This window comes from Aeromonas sp. HMWF015 (assembly GCF_963878965.1).
GTDB classification, from domain to species: domain Bacteria; phylum Pseudomonadota; class Gammaproteobacteria; order Enterobacterales; family Aeromonadaceae; genus Aeromonas; species Aeromonas veronii.
The window spans coordinates 1-18,588 of sequence record NZ_CAWNZT010000038.1 but is presented as its reverse complement, the minus strand read 5'-3'; the positions used below and the strand labels follow the sequence as shown (position 1 = coordinate 18,588).

General features: G+C 60.5%; 16 protein-coding genes. 10 read left to right on the top strand and 6 right to left on the bottom strand.

Going from position 1 to position 18,588, the window contains the following annotated elements:
- Window positions 1-14 precede the first annotated feature (14 nt).
- Genes AACS18_RS01850 through pepQ form a run of 3 tightly spaced genes read right to left on the bottom strand, consistent with a single transcriptional unit; the run spans window position 15 to window position 3,448 of the window.
- Window positions 15-1,472, bottom strand: a complete 1,458-nt coding sequence (locus AACS18_RS01850) for a TrkH family potassium uptake protein (RefSeq protein WP_108613554.1) — start codon at window positions 1,470-1,472, stop codon at window positions 15-17.
- A gap of 36 nt (window positions 1,473-1,508) precedes the next feature.
- Window positions 1,509-2,126, bottom strand: coding sequence for a YigZ family protein (locus AACS18_RS01845; RefSeq protein ID WP_040069890.1), 618 nt, complete (start codon window positions 2,124-2,126; stop codon window positions 1,509-1,511).
- A complete protein-coding gene (gene pepQ / locus AACS18_RS01840) occupies window positions 2,126-3,448 on the bottom strand; it encodes a Xaa-Pro dipeptidase (protein ID WP_108613553.1) in 1,323 nt (440 codons plus the stop codon). Before pepQ ends, AACS18_RS01845 begins: the two co-directional genes overlap by 1 nt.
- A 191-nt stretch (window positions 3,449-3,639) precedes the next feature.
- On the opposite strand from pepQ, the gene AACS18_RS01835 reads away from it, so the two are divergent.
- The 6 genes from AACS18_RS01835 (at window position 3,640) to AACS18_RS01810 (ending at window position 12,801) form a co-directional block, all read left to right on the top strand.
- Window positions 3,640-5,577 carry an acetoacetate--CoA ligase gene (locus tag AACS18_RS01835; protein WP_108613552.1) on the top strand — a complete coding sequence of 646 codons (1,938 nt, stop codon included), beginning with the start codon at window positions 3,640-3,642 and terminating at the stop codon, window positions 5,575-5,577.
- Window positions 5,578-5,781: 204 nt separating this feature from the next.
- Window positions 5,782-7,929: a fatty acid oxidation complex subunit alpha FadB gene (gene fadB, locus AACS18_RS01830; RefSeq protein ID WP_108613551.1), complete on the top strand. Its 2,148-nt coding sequence runs from the start codon at window positions 5,782-5,784 to the stop codon at window positions 7,927-7,929.
- Window positions 7,930-7,950: 21 nt separating this feature from the next.
- A complete protein-coding gene (gene fadA / locus AACS18_RS01825) occupies window positions 7,951-9,114 on the top strand; it encodes an acetyl-CoA C-acyltransferase FadA (RefSeq protein ID WP_108613550.1) in 1,164 nt (387 codons plus the stop codon).
- Window positions 9,115-9,393: 279 nt separating this feature from the next.
- The gene (locus tag AACS18_RS01820; RefSeq protein ID WP_005339475.1) at window positions 9,394-10,116 is read left to right on the top strand and encodes a response regulator; all 723 of its coding nucleotides are present in this window, start codon (window positions 9,394-9,396) and stop codon (window positions 10,114-10,116) included.
- A complete protein-coding gene (locus AACS18_RS01815) occupies window positions 10,113-11,558 on the top strand; it encodes an ATP-binding protein (protein WP_181363380.1) in 1,446 nt (481 codons plus the stop codon). Before AACS18_RS01820 ends, AACS18_RS01815 begins: the two co-directional genes overlap by 4 nt.
- 4 nt (window positions 11,559-11,562) lie before the next feature.
- Window positions 11,563-12,801 carry an ABC transporter substrate-binding protein gene (locus tag AACS18_RS01810; protein ID WP_108613549.1) on the top strand — a complete coding sequence of 413 codons (1,239 nt, stop codon included), beginning with the start codon at window positions 11,563-11,565 and terminating at the stop codon, window positions 12,799-12,801.
- 75 nt (window positions 12,802-12,876) lie between these two features.
- Here AACS18_RS01810 and AACS18_RS01805 read toward each other — a convergent pair whose 3' ends face one another.
- Window positions 12,877-13,068: a hypothetical protein gene (locus AACS18_RS01805; protein WP_005339471.1), complete on the bottom strand. Its 192-nt coding sequence runs from the start codon at window positions 13,066-13,068 to the stop codon at window positions 12,877-12,879.
- Window positions 13,069-13,237: 169 nt separating this feature from the next.
- On the opposite strand from AACS18_RS01805, the gene tusA reads away from it, so the two are divergent.
- Complete coding sequence (gene tusA / locus AACS18_RS01800) at window positions 13,238-13,483, top strand: sulfurtransferase TusA (RefSeq protein WP_108613548.1); 246 nt, start codon at window positions 13,238-13,240, stop codon at window positions 13,481-13,483.
- 22 nt (window positions 13,484-13,505) lie between these two features.
- Entirely contained in the window at window positions 13,506-13,853 is a 348-nt protein-coding gene (locus tag AACS18_RS01795; RefSeq protein WP_108613547.1) for a RidA family protein, read from the top strand.
- 144 nt (window positions 13,854-13,997) lie between these two features.
- Here the strand turns inward: AACS18_RS01795 and AACS18_RS01790 are convergent, their stop codons facing one another.
- Both AACS18_RS01790 and AACS18_RS01785 read right to left on the bottom strand, forming a co-directional pair.
- Complete coding sequence (locus AACS18_RS01790; protein ID WP_108613546.1) at window positions 13,998-14,654, bottom strand: OmpA family lipoprotein; 657 nt, start codon at window positions 14,652-14,654, stop codon at window positions 13,998-14,000.
- Window positions 14,655-14,783: 129 nt separating this feature from the next.
- Window positions 14,784-15,356 carry a DNA-3-methyladenine glycosylase I gene (locus AACS18_RS01785; protein WP_108613545.1) on the bottom strand — a complete coding sequence of 191 codons (573 nt, stop codon included), beginning with the start codon at window positions 15,354-15,356 and terminating at the stop codon, window positions 14,784-14,786.
- 222 nt (window positions 15,357-15,578) lie between these two features.
- Here AACS18_RS01785 and glyQ point away from each other — a divergent pair, with 222 nt between their 5' ends.
- Window positions 15,579-16,502 carry a glycine--tRNA ligase subunit alpha gene (gene glyQ, locus AACS18_RS01780; protein WP_005339464.1) on the top strand — a complete coding sequence of 308 codons (924 nt, stop codon included), beginning with the start codon at window positions 15,579-15,581 and terminating at the stop codon, window positions 16,500-16,502.
- Between the two features lie 9 nt (window positions 16,503-16,511).
- Window positions 16,512-18,581 (top strand): glycine--tRNA ligase subunit beta, encoded by a 2,070-nt coding sequence (glyS, locus tag AACS18_RS01775; RefSeq protein WP_108613544.1) that lies wholly within the window; start codon window positions 16,512-16,514, stop codon window positions 18,579-18,581.
- The last annotated feature ends 7 nt before the right edge of the window (window positions 18,582-18,588 follow it).

Below are 18,588 nucleotides of genomic sequence, written 5' to 3'. Positions count from 1 at the left end.
TGTCCATAACAACCTCAACTACGCCAGAATGCAGGAGTAAACAGTACCAGAAGCGTAAAAATTTCCAATCGACCAAACAACATAGCCAACACCAGTATCCACTGGGCCGCTGGCGAGATATTGCCGAAGTTGGCTGATACCTCTCCCAAACCCGGACCTACGTTGGTGAAAGCCGCAGCAACAGCGGTGAATGCGGTCACTTCGTTCAGCCCCGTCATCAGCAACAGCAGCATGAACATAAAGAAGAGAATAATATAGGTGGCGAAGTAGCCCCACACCGCCTCGACGATGCGCTCGGGCACCGCCCTATTCCCCAGCTTCAAGGTATAGATGGCTCTGGGGTGAACCAACCGCTTCAACTCGCGCATCCCCTGCATGAACAGGATCATGAAACGCATCACCTTGATGCCGCCGCCAGTACTGCCCGCGCAACAGCCGATAAATGCTGAGAACATCAGCAGCATGGGCAGAAAGGAGGGCCAATCTGCATAGGTCGTGGTGCTATAGCCGGTGGTGGTACCCAGAGAGACCGCCTGGAACAGGCCGTGGTTGAGCGCCTCTTGCCAAGTGGCGTAGTGTCCGTGGGTCAGCAAGGCGACAAAGCAGATCATCACCAGGGTCGCCTGGATGGCCAGAAACACCTTGAGTTCAGAATCGTAAAGGTAGCGCCCGAGCCGCACCGGGCGGTGGGAGAAGACGGTAAAGTGGAGCGCAAAGTTCACGCTGGCCAGCAGCAGGAACACCACGGTAATCAGGTTGATGACCGGACTGTTGAAGAAACCGATGCTGGCATCGTGAGTGGAGAAGCCACCGACCGACAGAGTCGAGAACGAATGGCAGACCGCATCGAACAGCGTCATTCCGGCGAGCCAGTAGGCCAGCGCACAGAGTGCGGTCAGCAGCAAATAGATGAACCAGAGCGCCTTGGCCGTTTCGGCGATACGCGGCGTCACCTTGGTATCCTTCACCGGCCCCGGGATCTCGGCGCGATAGAGCTGCATGCCCCCGATACCCAGCAGTGGCAGAATGGCCACCGCCAGTACGATGATCCCCATCCCCCCCAGCCACTGCAGCAGCTGGCGGTAGAACAGAAACGCCTTGGGCAGATTATCGAGCCCGGTCAATACCGTTGCGCCAGTGGTGGTCAGGCCGGAAAAAGATTCGAAGAAGGCCTCCGAGACCGACATATCCGGCACATCGCTCATGATGAAGGGCACCGCCCCCACACTGCCCAGCACAGTCCAGAACAGCACCACAATCAGAAAGCCCTCTTTCGAACGCATCTCCTTCTTGTGATAGCGATTGGGAAACCAGAGCACCACGCCGAGCAGCAGGGCGATCAGAAAAGAGCTGACGAACTCGGCACCACCACCATCCCGATAGCCAAAGGCCACCAGTGCAGGCAACAGCATGGTCGAGCTGAACAGCGCAACCAGCAGGCCAACAATGCGAATAATGCTCAGAATGTGCATTACAGCTCCCTTTCCCCAATTAAAGAGCGATGGATTCTAGCCATCTAAGGGACTGAGGGATACCCGCCCATGAGTCCGGTCGGTCAATTCACGGTCCACCTGAGCCCAAACCGAGGACTCCCACGCCACCTGCAAGGTGACCTGCTGACCGTAATCGGCCGCCAGCAATTCGCCATTATGGCTGCTGATCAGCGACTCGACCGTCCCCATGTCACCGTAATCGCAGTGAATGAGAGAGGGAGTGCGTGGCACCTTGAGCAGGGTGGGCAGTTGCTTGAGGGCGGCACCGACGCCGCCTCCATAGGCTTTGACCAGTCCACCGGTGCCAAGCTGGATGCCGCCGTAGTAACGCACCACCACGGCGCAGATTTCACCGAGCCCCGACCCCATCAACTGGGCCAGGATCGGTTTGCCCGCCGTACCGGAAGGTTCGCCGTCATCGCTGAAGCCATAAACCTGACTATCTTGCGGCGCACCAGCCACAAAGGCCCAGCAGTGGTGGCGAGCGGCCGGATGTTGGCGCTTGATCTCGTTAACCCACCCCTTGGCCGCCTCGACGGTCGGGGTGTGGGCGATCAGGGTAATGAAGCGGCTCTTCTTTATCTCTTCGGTCAACTCCAGCGGGGCAGCCGGAATGGAGTACGCAGCAGCCATCAGAGTCCTGCTTGTCTGGTCATGTTCTCCACCCCGTTGGCGTGCAGCACCACGTTGTCTTCGATGCGGATGCCGCCGAACGGACGCAGCGCCTCCACCTTGTTCCAGTTGACCCGTTTGCCCTGTTCGCCCTGACGCAGCGGCTCCAGCAGGCTGTCGATGAAGTAGAGTCCCGGCTCGATGGTGAACACCTGATCCACCTCCATCACCCGGGTGCAACGCAGATAGGGGAACAGCTCGGGCGCCGCCAGGTGGGTGCCGCGCTCATCCTGCATGAAACCACCCGCATCGTGCACCTGCAAACCGAGGAAGTGGCCGAGGCCGTGAGGGAAGAACACATTGGTCACCCCGGTGTTGATCATCTCGTCTACCGACATATCCACCAGCTCGGTCGCTTGCAGCAGGCGCGCCAGCTTGTGATGCATCTGCAGGTGCAGCTCGCTGTAGCGACGACCCGGTTTGATCTCCTTGATGATCTCCTGCTGCTGCTCGTCGAGGGCTGCAATCAGATCGGCGAACTCGCCGCGCCGCCACGCCCAGGTGCGGGTGATGTCGGAGGCATAACCGTGAAAATCGACACCGGCATCGATCAGGAAGGAGTGGCGCTCCGCATCGGGCACCCGCACAGCGGACAAGTGGGTGTAGTGAAGGATAGCTGCGTTGCGGTTGATGGCGACGATATTGCCGTAGGGCGCCTCATTGGCTCCCTGTCCGACCGCTTTCATATAGGCCAGATTGATCTCGAACTCGCTCGCCCCCGCCATAAAAGAGTCCTTGGCCGCGATATGACCACGAACACCGATGCGGTTCGCCTCGCGCAGACACTCCAGCTCGTAGGGGGTCTTGTAGGCGCGGTGATAGTGCAGGTAGTTGAGCACTGCCTCCGGATTGGGCTGGGTCAGACCAAGCAGCTCGGCCACTTCCAGATGACCACCCAGATAGGCCCACTCCTGCTTGTTGGCGGGTAGATGATCGGCCACCAGCTCCGGTCTGGTCAGGAAACGGATATCGAAGAACTCGACCCAGAAGGCATTGGGCAGATCCGCCACCTTGTGCCAGAAATCGACCGGACGATAGAACAGCAGGATTGGTTTGTTCACCCCGTCCACCAGCAGCCAGCAGTGGGGATTGTCCAGCACCGGCAACCAGGCCTTGAAGTGCGGGTTTACCTTGAACGGGTAATCCTGATCATCGAGGAAGATACGGTGGGTCTGGCCGGAGTGGATGGCCAGCCCGCCAAGTCCCTGTTGCTGCAGGATATCGCGGGTGCGTTGCTGCAAAGTATCGAGATGCTGGGCAAAAAGTTGGCTGTAGCTGCTCATGGCGTCCTGCTCCGAGGTGAATGTGATTGCAGCATAACATCAAGCGCTTGGCGGCTCGACCCGTCAAGCTGCCGCTTCGTGAGGTAACGCATACGTTACAAACGTGTTTGTTATCAACAAAGAACCAGTCGTTAACAAATCAAAAACAATTCAATACACTGCCGGTAGATACATGAAGTCAGGGATTACTCATGGACAACCTCTGCCTGTGGCAACCGGATCCGCTCAGGATGCAGCAATCCAACCTCTACCGCTTTATGGCAGAGGTGAACCGCTTCCACGGCCTGCAACTGCAGGACTATCCGCAGCTGTGGCAATGGTCGGTGGAAAAGACCACCCGCTTCTGGCCGCTGGTGTGGCAGCACTGCGGCGTCAAGGGCGAACTCGGCAACATAGTGGCGGAGAATCGTCAGGATATGCAGCGCACCCGCTGGTTCCCCGACAGCCGCCTCAACTTCGCCGAAAACCTGCTGCGCCGCCAGGACGAGAGCCCGGCCATCATCTCCCGCATCGAAGGGAGCCCAAGCCGCGCCCTGAGCTGGCGTGAGCTTGGGGAACAGGTTGCCCGGCTGGCTCAATGGCTGCGGAATCAGGGGATTGGTCGTGGTGATGTGGTTGCCGCCTATCTGCCCAATATCCCGGAAACCGTGGTAGCCATGCTGGCAACCACCAGTCTGGGGGCGATCTGGACCTCCACCAGCCCCGACTTTGGCGAGGCCAGCGTGGTAGAGCGCTTCGGCCAGACCCGGCCGCGGGTGCTGTTTGCGGTGGATGGCTATCGCTACAACGGCAAGGCCATCAATATTCAGGACAAAGTGGCAGGGGTCGTCAGCCAGATCGACAGCATAGAGCAGACGGTGATGATCCCCCTGCTCGGCAACCCGCTGCAGCTTGGCCACGACTGGCAACAACTGCTGGCGAACCAGCCAGACGCCAGCCTCCAGTTCGAGCCAATGGCCTTCAACGATCCGCTCTATATCCTCTACTCCTCCGGCACCACCGGCAAACCCAAGTGCATCGTCCACGGCATTGGCGGCACCCTGCTGCAACACCTGAAAGAGCATCAGCTGCACTGCGACATCAAGCCGGGGGAGCGGATCTTCTACTTCACCACCTGTGGCTGGATGATGTGGAACTGGCTGGTGAGCGCGCTCGCCTCCGGCGCCACTCTGGTTCTATATGACGGCTCGCCCTTCTACCCGGACGGCAACGTGCTGTGGGATCTCGCCCGCGACGAGCAGGTCAGCTTGTTCGGAACTTCGGCCAAGTATCTCGACGCGCTGCACAAACAGGGTTATGCCCCCATCAACAGCCACGACTTGCCGCACTTGCGGCTGATCTGCAGCACCGGCTCTGTGCTGTCGCCGGAGGGGTTCGACTACGTCTACCAGCAGATAAAGCAGGATGTGCAGCTCAGCTCCATCTCAGGCGGCACCGACATCTGCTCCTGCTTCGTCATCGGCAACCCGCTCAGCCCGGTCTATCGCGGTGAGAGCCAGGGGCGCGGCCTCGGTCTCCCGGTGCAGGTATTCAACGAGGCGGGCCAGCCGGTGCAGGGGGAGAAAGGCGAGCTGGTCTGTACCAAGCCGTTCCCGGCCCAGCCCATTTACTTCTGGGGTGACGAAAATGGCGACAAGTACCACGCCGCCTACTTCGAGCGGTTCGACAACATCTGGTGTCACGGCGACTGGATCGAGCTAACCCCGACCGGCGGCATTCTGTTCTACGGCCGCTCCGACGCAACCCTCAACCCGGGCGGCGTGCGCATCGGCACCAGCGAGATCTATCGCTACGTCGAACAGCTCGACGAAGTGGAAGAGAGCATCGTCATCGGCCAGCAGTGGCAGCAGGACGAGCGGGTGGTGCTGTTCGTCAAGCTCAAGGCGGGCTGCAAGCTGGACGAGCCGCTGCGCGAGCGGATCCGCCAGCAAATAAAGCAACACTGCACCGCCCGCCATGTACCGGCCCGCATCCTGCAGGTGGATGCAATCCCACGCACCAAGTCCGGCAAGATCGTCGAACTGGCGGTGCGCGAAGTGGTACACAACCGGCCGGTCAACAATACCCATGCCCTCGCCGATCCCGAGGTGCTGAACCAGTATCGCAACCGGCCGGAACTGGCCAGTTGATAACAAACTCACATCTAACTGGGGCGCCGTAAGGCGCCTCTCTTTTGCCCGTTTTGTGATGAGGAGCTTTTACTCGAGAACTGTTAAACAAATGTTTTAAATAGGTGTTGAAAATGTCTCCTTTTGGATCAATAGTGAGCCTCGCCCCCTGCTGGGGATAAAGGAGCACCACTCCCCACTGAGTGGGAACAAGGAGACACTCTCATGATCTACCAAGGCGAAACCCTGTCGGTCAGCTACCTCGAAAACGGCATCGCCGAGCTGAGGTTTGATGCCCCGGGTTCAGTCAACAAGCTGGATCGCGCTACCCTGCTCTCCCTGAGCGAAGCGATCGCCGCATTACAACAAGAACGTGAACTAAAAGGTCTGATCCTCACCTCCGGCAAAGACGCCTTTATTGTCGGTGCCGACATTACCGAATTCCTGGAACTGTTCGATCTGCCGCAAGAAGATCTGCTCGGCTGGCTGAAAAAGGCCAACGACATCTTCAACGCCATCGAAGATTTGCCGGTTCCGACCCTCTCCGCCATCAAGGGACACGCTCTGGGCGGCGGCTGCGAGACCATTCTCTCCACCGACTTCCGTCTGGCTGACACCACCGCCAAAATCGGCCTGCCCGAGACCAAACTCGGCATCATGCCGGGCTTTGGCGGCACAGTCCGTCTGCCGCGAGTGATCGGCGCCGACAACGCACTGGAGTGGATCACCACCGGCAAGGATTACCGTGCCGATGACGCCCTCAAGGTGGGCGCCATCGACGCCGTGGTCGCCCCGGATGCACTGCAGAGCGCGGCGCTGCAGATGATCAAGGACGCCATCGCGGGCAAGCTGGACTGGCAGAGCCGTCGTGCCGCCAAGAAAGCCCCGCTGCGCCTCTCCAAACTGGAAGCCATGATGAGCTTCACCACCGCCGCCGGCATGGTTGCCGCCGTGGCGGGCAAGCACTATCCGGCCCCCATGACGGCGGTTAAAACCGTCGAAGCCGCCGCAGGTATGGGCCGTGACGAGGCGCTGGTCGTTGAAGCACAGGGCTTTATCAAGCTGGCCAAAACCGACGTGGCCAAGGCACTGGTCGGTATCTTCCTGAACGATCAGCACATCAAGGCACTGGCCAAGAAGGCTGCCAAGCAGGCGAGCAAGGCCACTGGCCACGCCGCCGTACTGGGTGCCGGCATCATGGGCGGCGGCATCGCCTACCAGTCTGCCAGCAAGGGCATTCCGGCGGTGATGAAGGACATCAACGAGAAGGCTCTGGCACTTGGCATGGGTGAAGCCACCAAGCTGCTCAACGGCCAGCTCGAAAAGGGCCGCATCGATGGCATCAAGATGGGCCAGGTGCTCTCTGCCATCACTCCGACCCTCAGCTATGACAACGTCAAAGGTGTGGACGTCGTGGTCGAAGCCGTGGTCGAGAATCCCAAGGTGAAAGCCGCCGTACTGGGCGAAGTGGAAGGGATCATCGGCGAAGACGCCGTGCTCGCCAGCAACACCTCCACCATCCCAATATCCCTGCTGGCCAAGGGGCTGAAGCGCCCGCAGAACTTCTGCGGCATGCACTTCTTCAACCCGGTGCACCGCATGCCGCTGGTGGAGATCATCCGCGGCGAGCAGACCTCCGATGAAACCATCAACCGCGTGGTGGCCTACGCCGCCGCCATGGGCAAGTCCCCGGTCGTAGTCAACGACTGCCCTGGCTTCTTCGTCAACCGGGTGCTGTTCCCCTACTTCTTCGGCTTCAACAAACTGGTTGCCGATGGCGCCGACTTTGCCGCCGTCGACAAGGTGATGGAGAAGGAGTTTGGCTGGCCCATGGGCCCCGCCTACCTGCTGGATGTGGTCGGCATCGACACCGGCCACCATGCCGGTGACGTGATGGCGCAGGGCTTCCCGGCACGCATGAGCAAGGAAGGCCGCACTGCCATCGACGTGATGTACGAAGTGAACCGCTTCGGTCAGAAGAACGGCAAGGGCTTCTACGCCTACGAGCAGGACAAGAAGGGCAAACCGAAGAAAGTGGCTGACGCCACTGCTTACGAGCTGCTGGCCCCCATCGCCAAGCCGAAACAGGATTTCGACAAGGAAGCCATCATCGCTCGCATGATGATCCCGATGATCAACGAGGTGGTGCTCTGTCTGGAAGAGGGCATAGTCGCCACGCCAGCCGAAGCCGACATCGCGCTGGTCTACGGTCTGGGCTTCCCTCCCTTCCGCGGCGGCGTGTTCCGCTATCTGGACACTATCGGTCTGGATCGCTACGTGGCCATGGCCGACCAGTATGCCGACTTGGGTCCGCTCTACCGCGTCAGCGACAAGCTGCGCGAGATGGCTGCCCAGGGCAAAACCTTCTACTGATTGCGGAAAGGAGATCCATTCATGAAAGACGTAGTCATTGTCGACTGTATCCGGACCCCGATGGGCCGGTCCAAGGGCGGCGCCTTCCGCAACGTGCGTGCAGAAGATCTGTCCGCGCACCTGATGAAATCCATCCTGCTGCGCAACCCCAACCTCGACCCGAACGAGATCGAGGATATCTACTGGGGCTGCGTGCAGCAGACCCTGGAGCAGGGCTTCAACATCGCCCGCAACGCCGCACTGCTGGCAGGTATTCCGAAGCAGGTGGGGGCAGTCACCGTCAACCGTCTGTGCGGCTCCAGTATGCAGGCGCTGCATGATGCCTCCCGCGCCATTCAGGTAGGTGATGGGGATATCTTCATCATCGGCGGCGTCGAGCACATGGGTCACGTACCGATGAGCCACGGCGTTGACTTCCATCCCGGCATGGCCAAGTCGGTGGCGAAAGCCTCCGGCATGATGGGACTGACCGCCGAGATGCTCGGCAAGCTGCACGGCATCAGCCGCCAGCAGCAGGACGAGTTTGCCGCCCGCTCCCACCGCCGCGCTCACGCCGCCACCGAGGAAGGACGTTTTGCCAAGGAGATCGTCGGGCTGGAAGGCCATGACGCCAGCGGTGCCCGCTTCTTCTACGACTATGACGAGGTGATCCGCCCGGAGACCACGGTCGAAACCCTGAGCCAGCTGCGCCCGGTGTTTGACCCGGTCAACGGCACCGTCACCGCCGGCAGCTCCTCGGCCCTGTCCGATGGCGCCGCCGCCATGCTGGTGATGAGCGCGGATCGCGCCAAGGCCCTCGGCCTCACGCCGCGCGCCAAGGTACGTGCCATGGCCATCGCCGGCTGTGACGCCGCCATCATGGGTTACGGCCCGGTGCCAGCCACCCAGAAGGCGCTCAAGCGTGCCGGTCTGACTGTCGGTGATATCGACCTGTTCGAGCTGAACGAGGCGTTTGCCGCCCAGTCCCTGCCCTGCGTGAAGGATCTGGGTCTGCAGGATCAGGTGGACGAGAAGGTGAACCTCAACGGCGGCGCCATTGCGCTGGGTCACCCGCTTGGCTGCTCCGGCGCCCGCATCTCCACTACCCTCATCAATCTGATGGAGGAGAAGGATGCCACCCTGGGGGTTGCCACCATGTGTATCGGTCTGGGCCAGGGCATCGCCACCGTGTTTGAACGGGTGTGATAACCAGCCTGATCGACGGGATGCACTACTGAGAGTTGTCCCTTTTCGGGGCCAGTCTGACTGGCCCCCTTTTCAAGTCTGTGACGATCGCCACACGGGGTGCTCGTCAGTGGTCAGAAGCTGTCTGTTGGCCGTCCCGTTTGGGTCGGCCTTTTTTCGTTTTAATCTTATCAATAGGCTGTTATTGCCTTAAACCTCACATTAGATAGGGGGCTTGCTTGCTTTTTACTCCCCCGACAGGTTCAATCTGCACAAAAAAATGGGTGGATGCACATACATATGTCAATGAGCAAACAACTGCTGATCGTCGATGACGACCAAGAGATCCGCGAGCTGCTCAATGAGTACCTGACCCGGGCGGGCTTTCAGGTATTGACGGCGGCGGAGGGTAACGAGATGCGCCAGCAACTCGCCCAGCACAGCCCGGACCTGATTATTCTGGACATCATGATGCCCGGCGAGGACGGTTTTACCCTTTGCCAGCAGATCCGTCGTGACTCCCAGGTGCCCATCATCATGCTGACTGCCGCCTCCGACGAAGCGGATCGGGTGATCGGCCTCGAACTCGGCGCCGACGACTATATCGCCAAGCCGTTCAGCCCCCGTGAACTGCAGGCCCGCATCAAGGCGCTGCTGCGCCGCGCCGAATTCCGCCAGCCGGAAAAAGAGAAAGAGCCGAGCCGCCGCCTGCGTTTTGCCGAGTGGACCCTCGACACCCTGAGCCACCAGTTGACCCATGATGATGGCAGCCTGCTGGATCTCTCCGGCAGCGATGCCATGCTGCTCGGCATGTTCCTGCAACAGCCCGGCGTGGTGCTGGATCGGGACACCATCTCGGATGCCACCCGCGGCCGCGAAAGCCTGCCGATGGAGCGCGGTATCGACGTACAGATCAGCCGTCTGCGCCAGAAGCTCGGCGACAACGGCAAGAGCCCGCGCATCATCAAGACCATCCGCGGTAGCGGCTACATGCTGATTGCCGAGGTGCACGAGCTGCCATGAGCAACAAGTGGTCCTGGGGGGCGCTGGTGCCCCGCTCCCTGTTGTCACGGATGATCCTGCTGCTGTTGCTGGCCATCCTGCTCTCCCAGACCATTCTGACCGGCATCTGGATGCAGCAGATCCAGAAGCGGGAGCTGGAGGGGATGCTCAGTACCACCCGCAACCTCGCCATGTCTGCCGCTTCCACCGTCAACTTCTTCAAATCCCTGCCACTGCAGTATCGCCATATCGCGCTGGACCAGCTGCGCAACATGGGTGGCAGCCGCTTCTTCGTCTCGCTCAACGAGGAAGAGATCCACATCAACGCCATCCCCGAGAGCGAGCGCAAGACGCTGGTGCTGCAGGAAGTACAGGGGGTGCTGACCCGCAAGCTCTCCGATGCCATGGCGATCAAGGTGGACTTCTCCCGACCCGACGACCTCCACGTCTTCAACAACGACACCTTGCTGGCAGACCTGCCCTCCTCCTGGGCCCGCTACACCCTGTCGCTGGAACCGCTCAATCCACCGGTGCTGGTGACCCAGATCGAGATTGAAAAGGGGGAGTGGCTCTATCTGGCGGCCCTGCTGCCCGCCCCCTACATGACCCTCGACGATACCGTGATGCCGAGCAACCAGGTGCGTTTCATCGCCCTGATGACGGTGTTCCTCTGCTTCTTCACCTTTATGCTGGTGCGCTGGCAGACCCGCCCGCTACGCCGTCTCGCCAAGGCGGCGGTCAATCTGGGCAAGGATATCGATCAGCCTTCGCTCAAAGAGGAAGGAGCATCGGAAATCGTGGCGGCGACCCGCGCCTTCAACATCATGCAACACCGCATTCGTCGCTATATCGACGATAGAGAGCGGCTGTTCAGCTCGATTTCCCACGACCTCAAGACCCCCATCACCCGACTGCGGCTGCGGGTCGAACTGCTCGACGACGAGGTGCAAATCGCCAAGTTCAACAAGGATCTCGACGAGCTGGAGCTGATGGTGAAAGGGGCGCTGCAGACGGTCAAAGAGACCGACATTCACGAGAATATCGAAGAGATCGATATCAACGCCCTGCTGGAGCAGATGGCGGAGTCGATGAACCTGCACGACGAGCGGCTGACCATCGAAGGGCACTGCAAGTGGCCCTATCGCGGCAAGCTGCTGGCGCTCAAGCGCTGCATCGGCAATCTGGTGGACAACGGCATCAAGTACGGCCAGAAGGTGCGCATCATCATCATGGATGACGAGGAGATGCTGATCCTCTTCATCATGGATGAGGGCCCCGGCCTGCCGGACGATCAGTTCGAGCGCATCTTCGAACCCTATTACCGGCTCAGCACGGATCAGGCCGGCACCGGCCTCGGCCTTGGCATCGCCCGCAACATAGCCCACGCCCACGGCGGCGATCTGGTGCTGGAAAACCGTCCGCAAGGTGGCCTGCAGGCCACGCTCTCCCTACCAAGGCAGTAACCTTATGAAGTGGTTGTCTTTTTCTGTCATCGCCCTGCTCTCTGCTCCCGTTGCCGCCTCCCAGGTGGAGGTACTGCACTGGTGGACGTCAGGCGGCGAAGCGAAAGCGGTCGAAGTGCTCAAATCCGAGTGGACCAAACAGGGCAACCAGTGGAACGACTTTGCAGTGCAGGGCGGCGGCGGCAAGAGCGCCATGACGGTATTGAAGAGCCGGGCATTGGCCGCCAACCCGCCAGAAGCGGCCCACCTCAAGGGCTATGAGCTCAAGGAGTGGGCCGGGCTCGGCTTCCTGCGCGATCTCAGCCCGATGGCCGAGCACCTCGGCTGGTACAGCCAGATGCCGCCCATGGTGCGTGCCACCCTCAGCCAGAATGGCGCCCTGATGGCGGTGCCCACCGGCATCCATCGGGTCAACTGGTTGTGGCTCAACCGCAAGGTGTTCGAGCGCAACAAGCTGACTCCGCCCACCAGCTGGGCCCAGTTTGTCACCGTCGCCGACCAGCTTAAAAAACGGGGCATCACCCCGCTCGCCATCGGCAACGAGCCCTGGCAGCTGGCAGTGTTGTTTGAAACGGTGGCACTCGGTGAGGGAGGAAAAGAATTCTATCGCAAGGCGTTCCTCGAACAGGACAGCGCCACCCTGACCGGCCCCGACATGGTGCGGGTGTTGACCCGTTTCCAGCAATTGCGCGCCTACGTCCCGCAAAAATACGCCGGTCTGAAATGGCATCAGGCCACCAATTTGCTGGAGAGCGGTGGCGCCGCCATGCAGATCATGGGCGACTGGGTGAAGGGGGAGCTGAGCGCCGGTAACTACCGGCCGGGTGAGGATATCGCCTGTCTGCCGAGCCCGGGCAGCGCCGGACTGTTCAGCTACAACCTCGACTCCATCGCCATGTTCAAACAGCGGGATCCAGCCCAGCTGCAGGCGCAGGGGGATCTGGCCCAGCTGCTGATGACGCCGCAATTCCAGGAGGAGTTCAATCGGGTGAAGGGGTCGATCCCGGCGCTGACCAATCCCGACATGAGCAAGTTCGACCGCTGCGCAGTCCGCTCCTATCAGGATTTCCTGCTGGCGGAAAAGCAGGACAACCTGCTGCCCAGCATGGCGGAAGGGATGGCGACGCCGACCAATATGCGGCAGGCGATCCTCGATGTGCTGAGCAACTTCTTCAACGACCCCAAGGCCAACCCGGAGCAGACGGCGCTGCATCTGGAGCGGGCGATGCGCTCGACCCGCTGATCCGGGCACATTGCCAAACGGCAGAAATGACAAAGGCGGAATTGCTCCGCCTTTGTTGTTGAATCGTCATCCGATTCAGGATTGATCGTTCTCGTCCTCATCCTCGTCATAGTAATCGCTGAGCTCGATCCAGAGCCCCAACCCGACCATCACCATGGAGCCGAACCAGGTACCGGTATTCCCGATCGGGCTGCCCATCACTATCATGGCGAAGGACAAGAACCCCATGCCTGCATAGGCTTGTAATCTGCCGTAGGAGACCTGCATATTCACCTCCTTGTTGAATATGGTTCAATTTTTATATTACTCGTCCGGCGCAAGCTGGATAGGGTCGAATAACATTTCGCTTACATATGCTGGTGAATAGGTCGTTTGTTTGATTATTTTTTAGCCCTGAGTATCATTGGCAGCCGAATAGGTTGAAGGTTGATAATAGATGAGTGATTTATTCTGCGAGGCGACCCACGAGTTGGACGCAATCGGGCTTCGTTGCCCGGAACCCGTTATGATGGTTCGCAAGAAAGTGCGGCTGATGGCGGATGGCGAGACCCTGCTGGTCAGCGCCGACGATCCTTCAACCACCCGCGACATCCCCAGTTTCTGCCGCTTTATGGATCACACCCTGGTCGCCAGCGAGACAGAGCAGGCCCCCTACCGCTATCTGATCCGCAAGGGTCAATAAGCCCCCCGTACCGGAGCACTCCATGACAACCATTACCCGAATCGGCACCACCCAGCGTTGGTCTGACGTCGTCATCCACAATGGCACCCTCTACGTGGTGGAAGTGCCCGTCAGCGAAGAGGCCGACATCCACCAGCAGACCCGCGAAGTGCTGGCGAGCCTGCAGCGTCTGCTGGAAGTCAACGGCTCCGGCGTCGACAAGATCCTGATGGCAAATATCTATCTCAAAGACATTCAGGACATCGCTGCCTTCAACGAGCAGTGGGATGCCTGGATCCCGGCTGGCACAGCACCGGTTAGAGCTTGCGTACAGGCCCGCCTCGCCCACGAGGGCTACAAGGTCGAAGTGCAGCTGACTGCGGCGGTCTAAGAGGCGGTTATCCCCCTCATCCCCGCCCCTTCTCCCACAAGGGGAGAAGGGAGCAAACAACAAGGGGCCATTGCCAGCAACGGCTCCAATAGAAAGGCCCCGCCATCACTGGCGGGGCCTTTTCGTTACCGAAACCTGAGCGACTTAGGCGGTCGGGGTCAGGGTAATGGTCACGCGGCGGTTCTGGGCTTTGCCAGCGGCGGTGCTGTTGGTAGCAACCGGCTGATCCGGGCCTACGCCGGTGGTGGAGATGCGGCTACCTGCTACGCCCTGACCAATCAGCTGGGCGGCAACGGCATCGGCACGAGCGCGGGAGAGCTTCATGTTCAGATCGCGGGAACCGGTACTGTCGGTGTGACCGACCACGTTCAGGCGGGTCTTGTCGAACTCGGCAACCACCATGGCCACGCCGGAGAGGGTGTTGGCACCGGCCGCTTTCAGCTGGGAGCTGGAGCTGTCGAAGGTCACGTTGTTCGGCATGTTGAGGATCAGCTCATTGCCATTGCGGGTCACGCTGACGCCGGTGCCCTGCAGCTTCTCGCGCAGCTTGGCTTCCTGCACGTCCATGTAGTAGCCGATACCGCCACCCAGCGCCGCGCCGGCAGCAACGCCGGTCAGGATGCCCTTCTTGCGGTCACCCTTGCTGGAGGAGAGCGCACCTACGGCCGCACCGGCAGCGGCGCCAGCCAGCGCGCCCCAGGCACCTTTGGAGGTCTGGGATTCACCTGTGTAGGGGTTGGTGGTACAGCCGCTCAGGGCAACGGTCAGTGCCAGAGCAGGCACCAGGATCTTGGCTCGCATGAAAAAACCTCTGTGAAAACAATCCGGCACCATGCCGGGGGCCGGATTGTAACGCGCTGGCACGCCATTGTCTGACGCAAGCCTTAACAGATGGCGAGAGTGATGTTTTTTTGGGTAATCGAAGGGTTGTCAGCGCGGTAACTGACACTCGGCGTGGCAAGGACAGCTGACCAGATGATCGTTCACCATCCCCACTGCCTGCATAAAGGCGTAACAGATGGTGCTGCCGACGAAGTTGAAGCCGAGCTTCTTGAGCGCTTTCGACATGGCATCCGACTCCGGCGAGGTCGCCGGAATGTCACCGTTGCCCTGCCGCTGGTTGACGATGGGGGTGCCGCCAACAAAGCCCCACAGGTAGTCGGCGAAGTCGATCCCCTGCTCCTGCAACGCCAGATAAGCGCGGGCATTTCTGATGATCGACTGCACCTTGAGCCGGTTGCGGATAATGCCGCTGTCCTGCATCAGCCGCTCTACATCCTGCTCGTCGAAGCGGGCAATCTGCACCGGATCAAAGTCCGCATAGGCGCGGTAATAGCTCTCGGTGCGCTTGAGGATGGTGATCCACGACAGCCCCGCCTGCTGACCGTCGAGGCAGAGCTTGGCAAACAGCTCGCGGGCGTCATAGACCGGCCTGCCCCACTGTTTGTCATGGTATTCAATGTATTCCGGGTCCTTGGTCACCCAGGCGCAGCGCAGTTCCATTTCCTCTCCCTCGTTATTTCAGCGGTTTGCCCGACCCTACCCACTCTGCAGGCGGCACTGCTCACATCATATACCGGACATCCCGCCCGACCAGCCAGAGCGCAGCACCATCCCGCGAATCCGCTGCAATTTCGCCTATTATCCGACCATGCCAGACGGTATACTCCCTCGGTTCACATTCAGCAAATCTTGCTCTGATTTTCACTTCGCGCGAAAAAAATTATGCAAAAATTCGATGTCAAAACCTTTCAGGGCCTGATCCTGCAGCTGCAGGACTATTGGTCCCGCCAGGGCTGTACCATCATTCAGCCGCTGGATATGGAAGTGGGTGCCGGTACTTCCCACCCCATGACCTGTCTGCGTGCCCTGGGCCCGGAGCCCATCGCCTGCGCCTACGTGCAACCGTCCCGCCGTCCGACCGACGGCCGCTACGGTGAAAACCCGAACCGCCTGCAGCACTACTACCAGTTCCAGGTGATCATCAAGCCTTCCCCCGACAACATTCAGGAACTCTATCTGGGCTCCCTGAAAGAGCTGGGCATGGATCCCGAAATCCACGACATCCGCTTCGTGGAAGACAACTGGGAAAACCCGACTCTGGGTGCCTGGGGTCTGGGTTGGGAAGTGTGGCTGAACGGCATGGAAGTGACCCAGTTCACCTACTTCCAGCAGGTTGGCGGCCTCGAGTGCAAGCCGGTCACCGGCGAGATCACCTACGGTCTCGAGCGTCTGGCCATGTACATTCAGGGCGTGGACAGCGTCTACGATCTGGTCTGGTCTGACGGCCCGCTGGGCAAGACCACCTACGGCGACGTGTTCCACCAGAACGAAGTGGAGCAATCCACCTACAACTTCGAACACGCCGATGTGGAGTTCCTGTTCCACTGCTTCGAGCAATACGAGAAGGAAGCCCAGAACCTGCTGGCACTGGAAAAACCGCTGCCGCTGCCTGCCTACGAGCGCATCCTCAAGGCCGCTCACTCCTTCAACCTGCTGGATGCCCGCAAGGCCATCTCGGTCACCGAGCGTCAGCGCTACATCCTGCGCATTCGCACCCTGACCAAGGCCGTGGCAGAGGCGTACTATGCCTCCCGCGAAGCGCTGGGCTTCCCTATGTGTCAGCGCAGTGAGAACAAGCAAGGTTAAGGAACGGACATGGCACAACATACATTTCTGGTAGAGATCGGTACTGCTGAGCTGCCGCCCAAAGCCCTGCGCTCCCTGGCCGAAGCCTTTGCCGACAACCTCAAAAGCGAATTGACCAAGGCCGATCTGGCCTTCGGCGACGTCGAGTGGTTTGCCTCACCGCGCCGTCTGGCCCTCAAGGTGAGCGAGCTGGCTGGCGAACAGCCGAGCAAGAGCGTCGAGAAGCGCGGCCCGGCCGTGTCTCAGGCGTTCGATGCCGAAGGCAAGCCGACCAAGGCTGCCGAAGGCTGGGCTCGCGGCAACGGCATCACCGTTGAGCAGGCCGAGCGTCTGGTCACCGACAAGGGCGAGTGGCTGGTTCACACCGCCAAGGTCGAAGGCCGTCCGGCCAAAGAATTGCTGGGCGAACTGGTTGCCTCCGCACTGGCCAAGCTGCCCATCCCGAAAATGATGCGTTGGGGCGACAAGACCATCCAGTTCGTGCGTCCGGTGTTCACCGTGACCCTGCTGCTGGATGGGGATCTGGTTCCCGCTCACATTCTGGGTATCGACTCCGCCCGCACTATTCGCGGTCACCGCTTTATGGGCGAGAGCGAATTCACCATCGACAACGCCAGCCAGTACCCGCAGATCCTGCAGGAGCGCGGCATGGTGATTGCCGATTTCATGGCGCGCAAGGCCAAGATCAAGGCTGACGCCGAAGCGGCCGCTGCCGCCTTCGGTGGCGTTGCCGATCTGGACGACGCCCTGCTGGAAGAAGTCACCGCACTGGTCGAGTGGCCGGTGGTGCTGACCGCCAACTTCGAAGAGAAGTTCCTGGCCGTTCCGGCTGAAGCGCTGGTGCACACCATGAAGGGTGACCAGAAGTACTTCCCGGTCTACGACAAGAACGGCAAGCTGCTGCCGAAGTTCATCTTCGTCACCAACATCGAGTCCAAAGACCCGAGCCAGATCATCAGCGGCAACGAGAAGGTGGTTCGCCCCCGTCTCTCAGACGCCGAGTTCTTCTTCAAGACCGACCTCAAACAGACCCTGGCCTCCCGCCTGCCGCGCCTTGAAACCGTGCTGTTCCAGCAACAGCTGGGCACCGTCAAGGCCAAGGTCGAGCGCATCGAAACCGTCGCCGGCTTTATCGCCGAGCGTATCGGCGCTGATGTGGCTCAGGCCAAGCGTGCCGGTCTGCTCTCCAAGTGTGACCTGATGACCAACATGGTCGGCGAGTTCACCGACACCCAGGGTGTCATGGGGATGCACTACGCCCGTCACGATGGCGAAGACGAAGCAGTGGCCGCGGCCCTCAACGAGCAGTACATGCCGCGCTTTGCCGGCGATGCCCTGCCGTCCGGTCTGGTTGCCTGCGCCGTCGCGCTGGCCGACAAGTTCGACACCCTGGCCGGTATCTTCGGCATCGGCATGCTGCCGAAGGGTGACAAGGACCCGTTCGCCCTGCGTCGCGCCGCCATCGGTGCCCTGCGCATCATGACCGAGAAGCAGCTGGATCTGGATCTGGTTGAACTGGTTGAAGAAGCGGTACGCGTCTACGGCGACAAGCTGACCAACAGAACCATCGTCACCGACGTGGTCGACTTTATGCTGGGCCGCTTCCGCGCCGCCTATCAGGACGAAGGTATCGGTGCCGACGTGGTGCTGGCCGTACTGGCCCGCCGCCCGACCCGTCCGCTCGACTTCGATCGTCGCGTCAAGGCCGTCAGTCACTTCCGCACGCTGGATGCCGCACTGGCACTGGCTGCCGCCAACAAGCGCGTGAGCAACATTCTGGCCAAGGTCGAAGGCGAGTTGCCGACTGCCGTCAAACCGGAACTGCTGGTCGATGCCGCCGAGAAGGCGCTGGCCACCCAGGTTGCCGAACTGCAAGCCGAACTGGCCCCGCTGTTCGCCACAGGTGACTATCAGGCTGCCCTCACCCGTCTGGCCGCCCTGCGCGAGCCGGTCGACACCTTCTTCAACGAAGTCATGGTGATGGCCGACGACGAAGCCCTCAAGGCCAACCGTCTGGCGCTGCTGAACAACCTGCGCAACCTGTTCCTGCAAGTCGCGGATATCTCCCTGCTGCAGTGATCTTGGT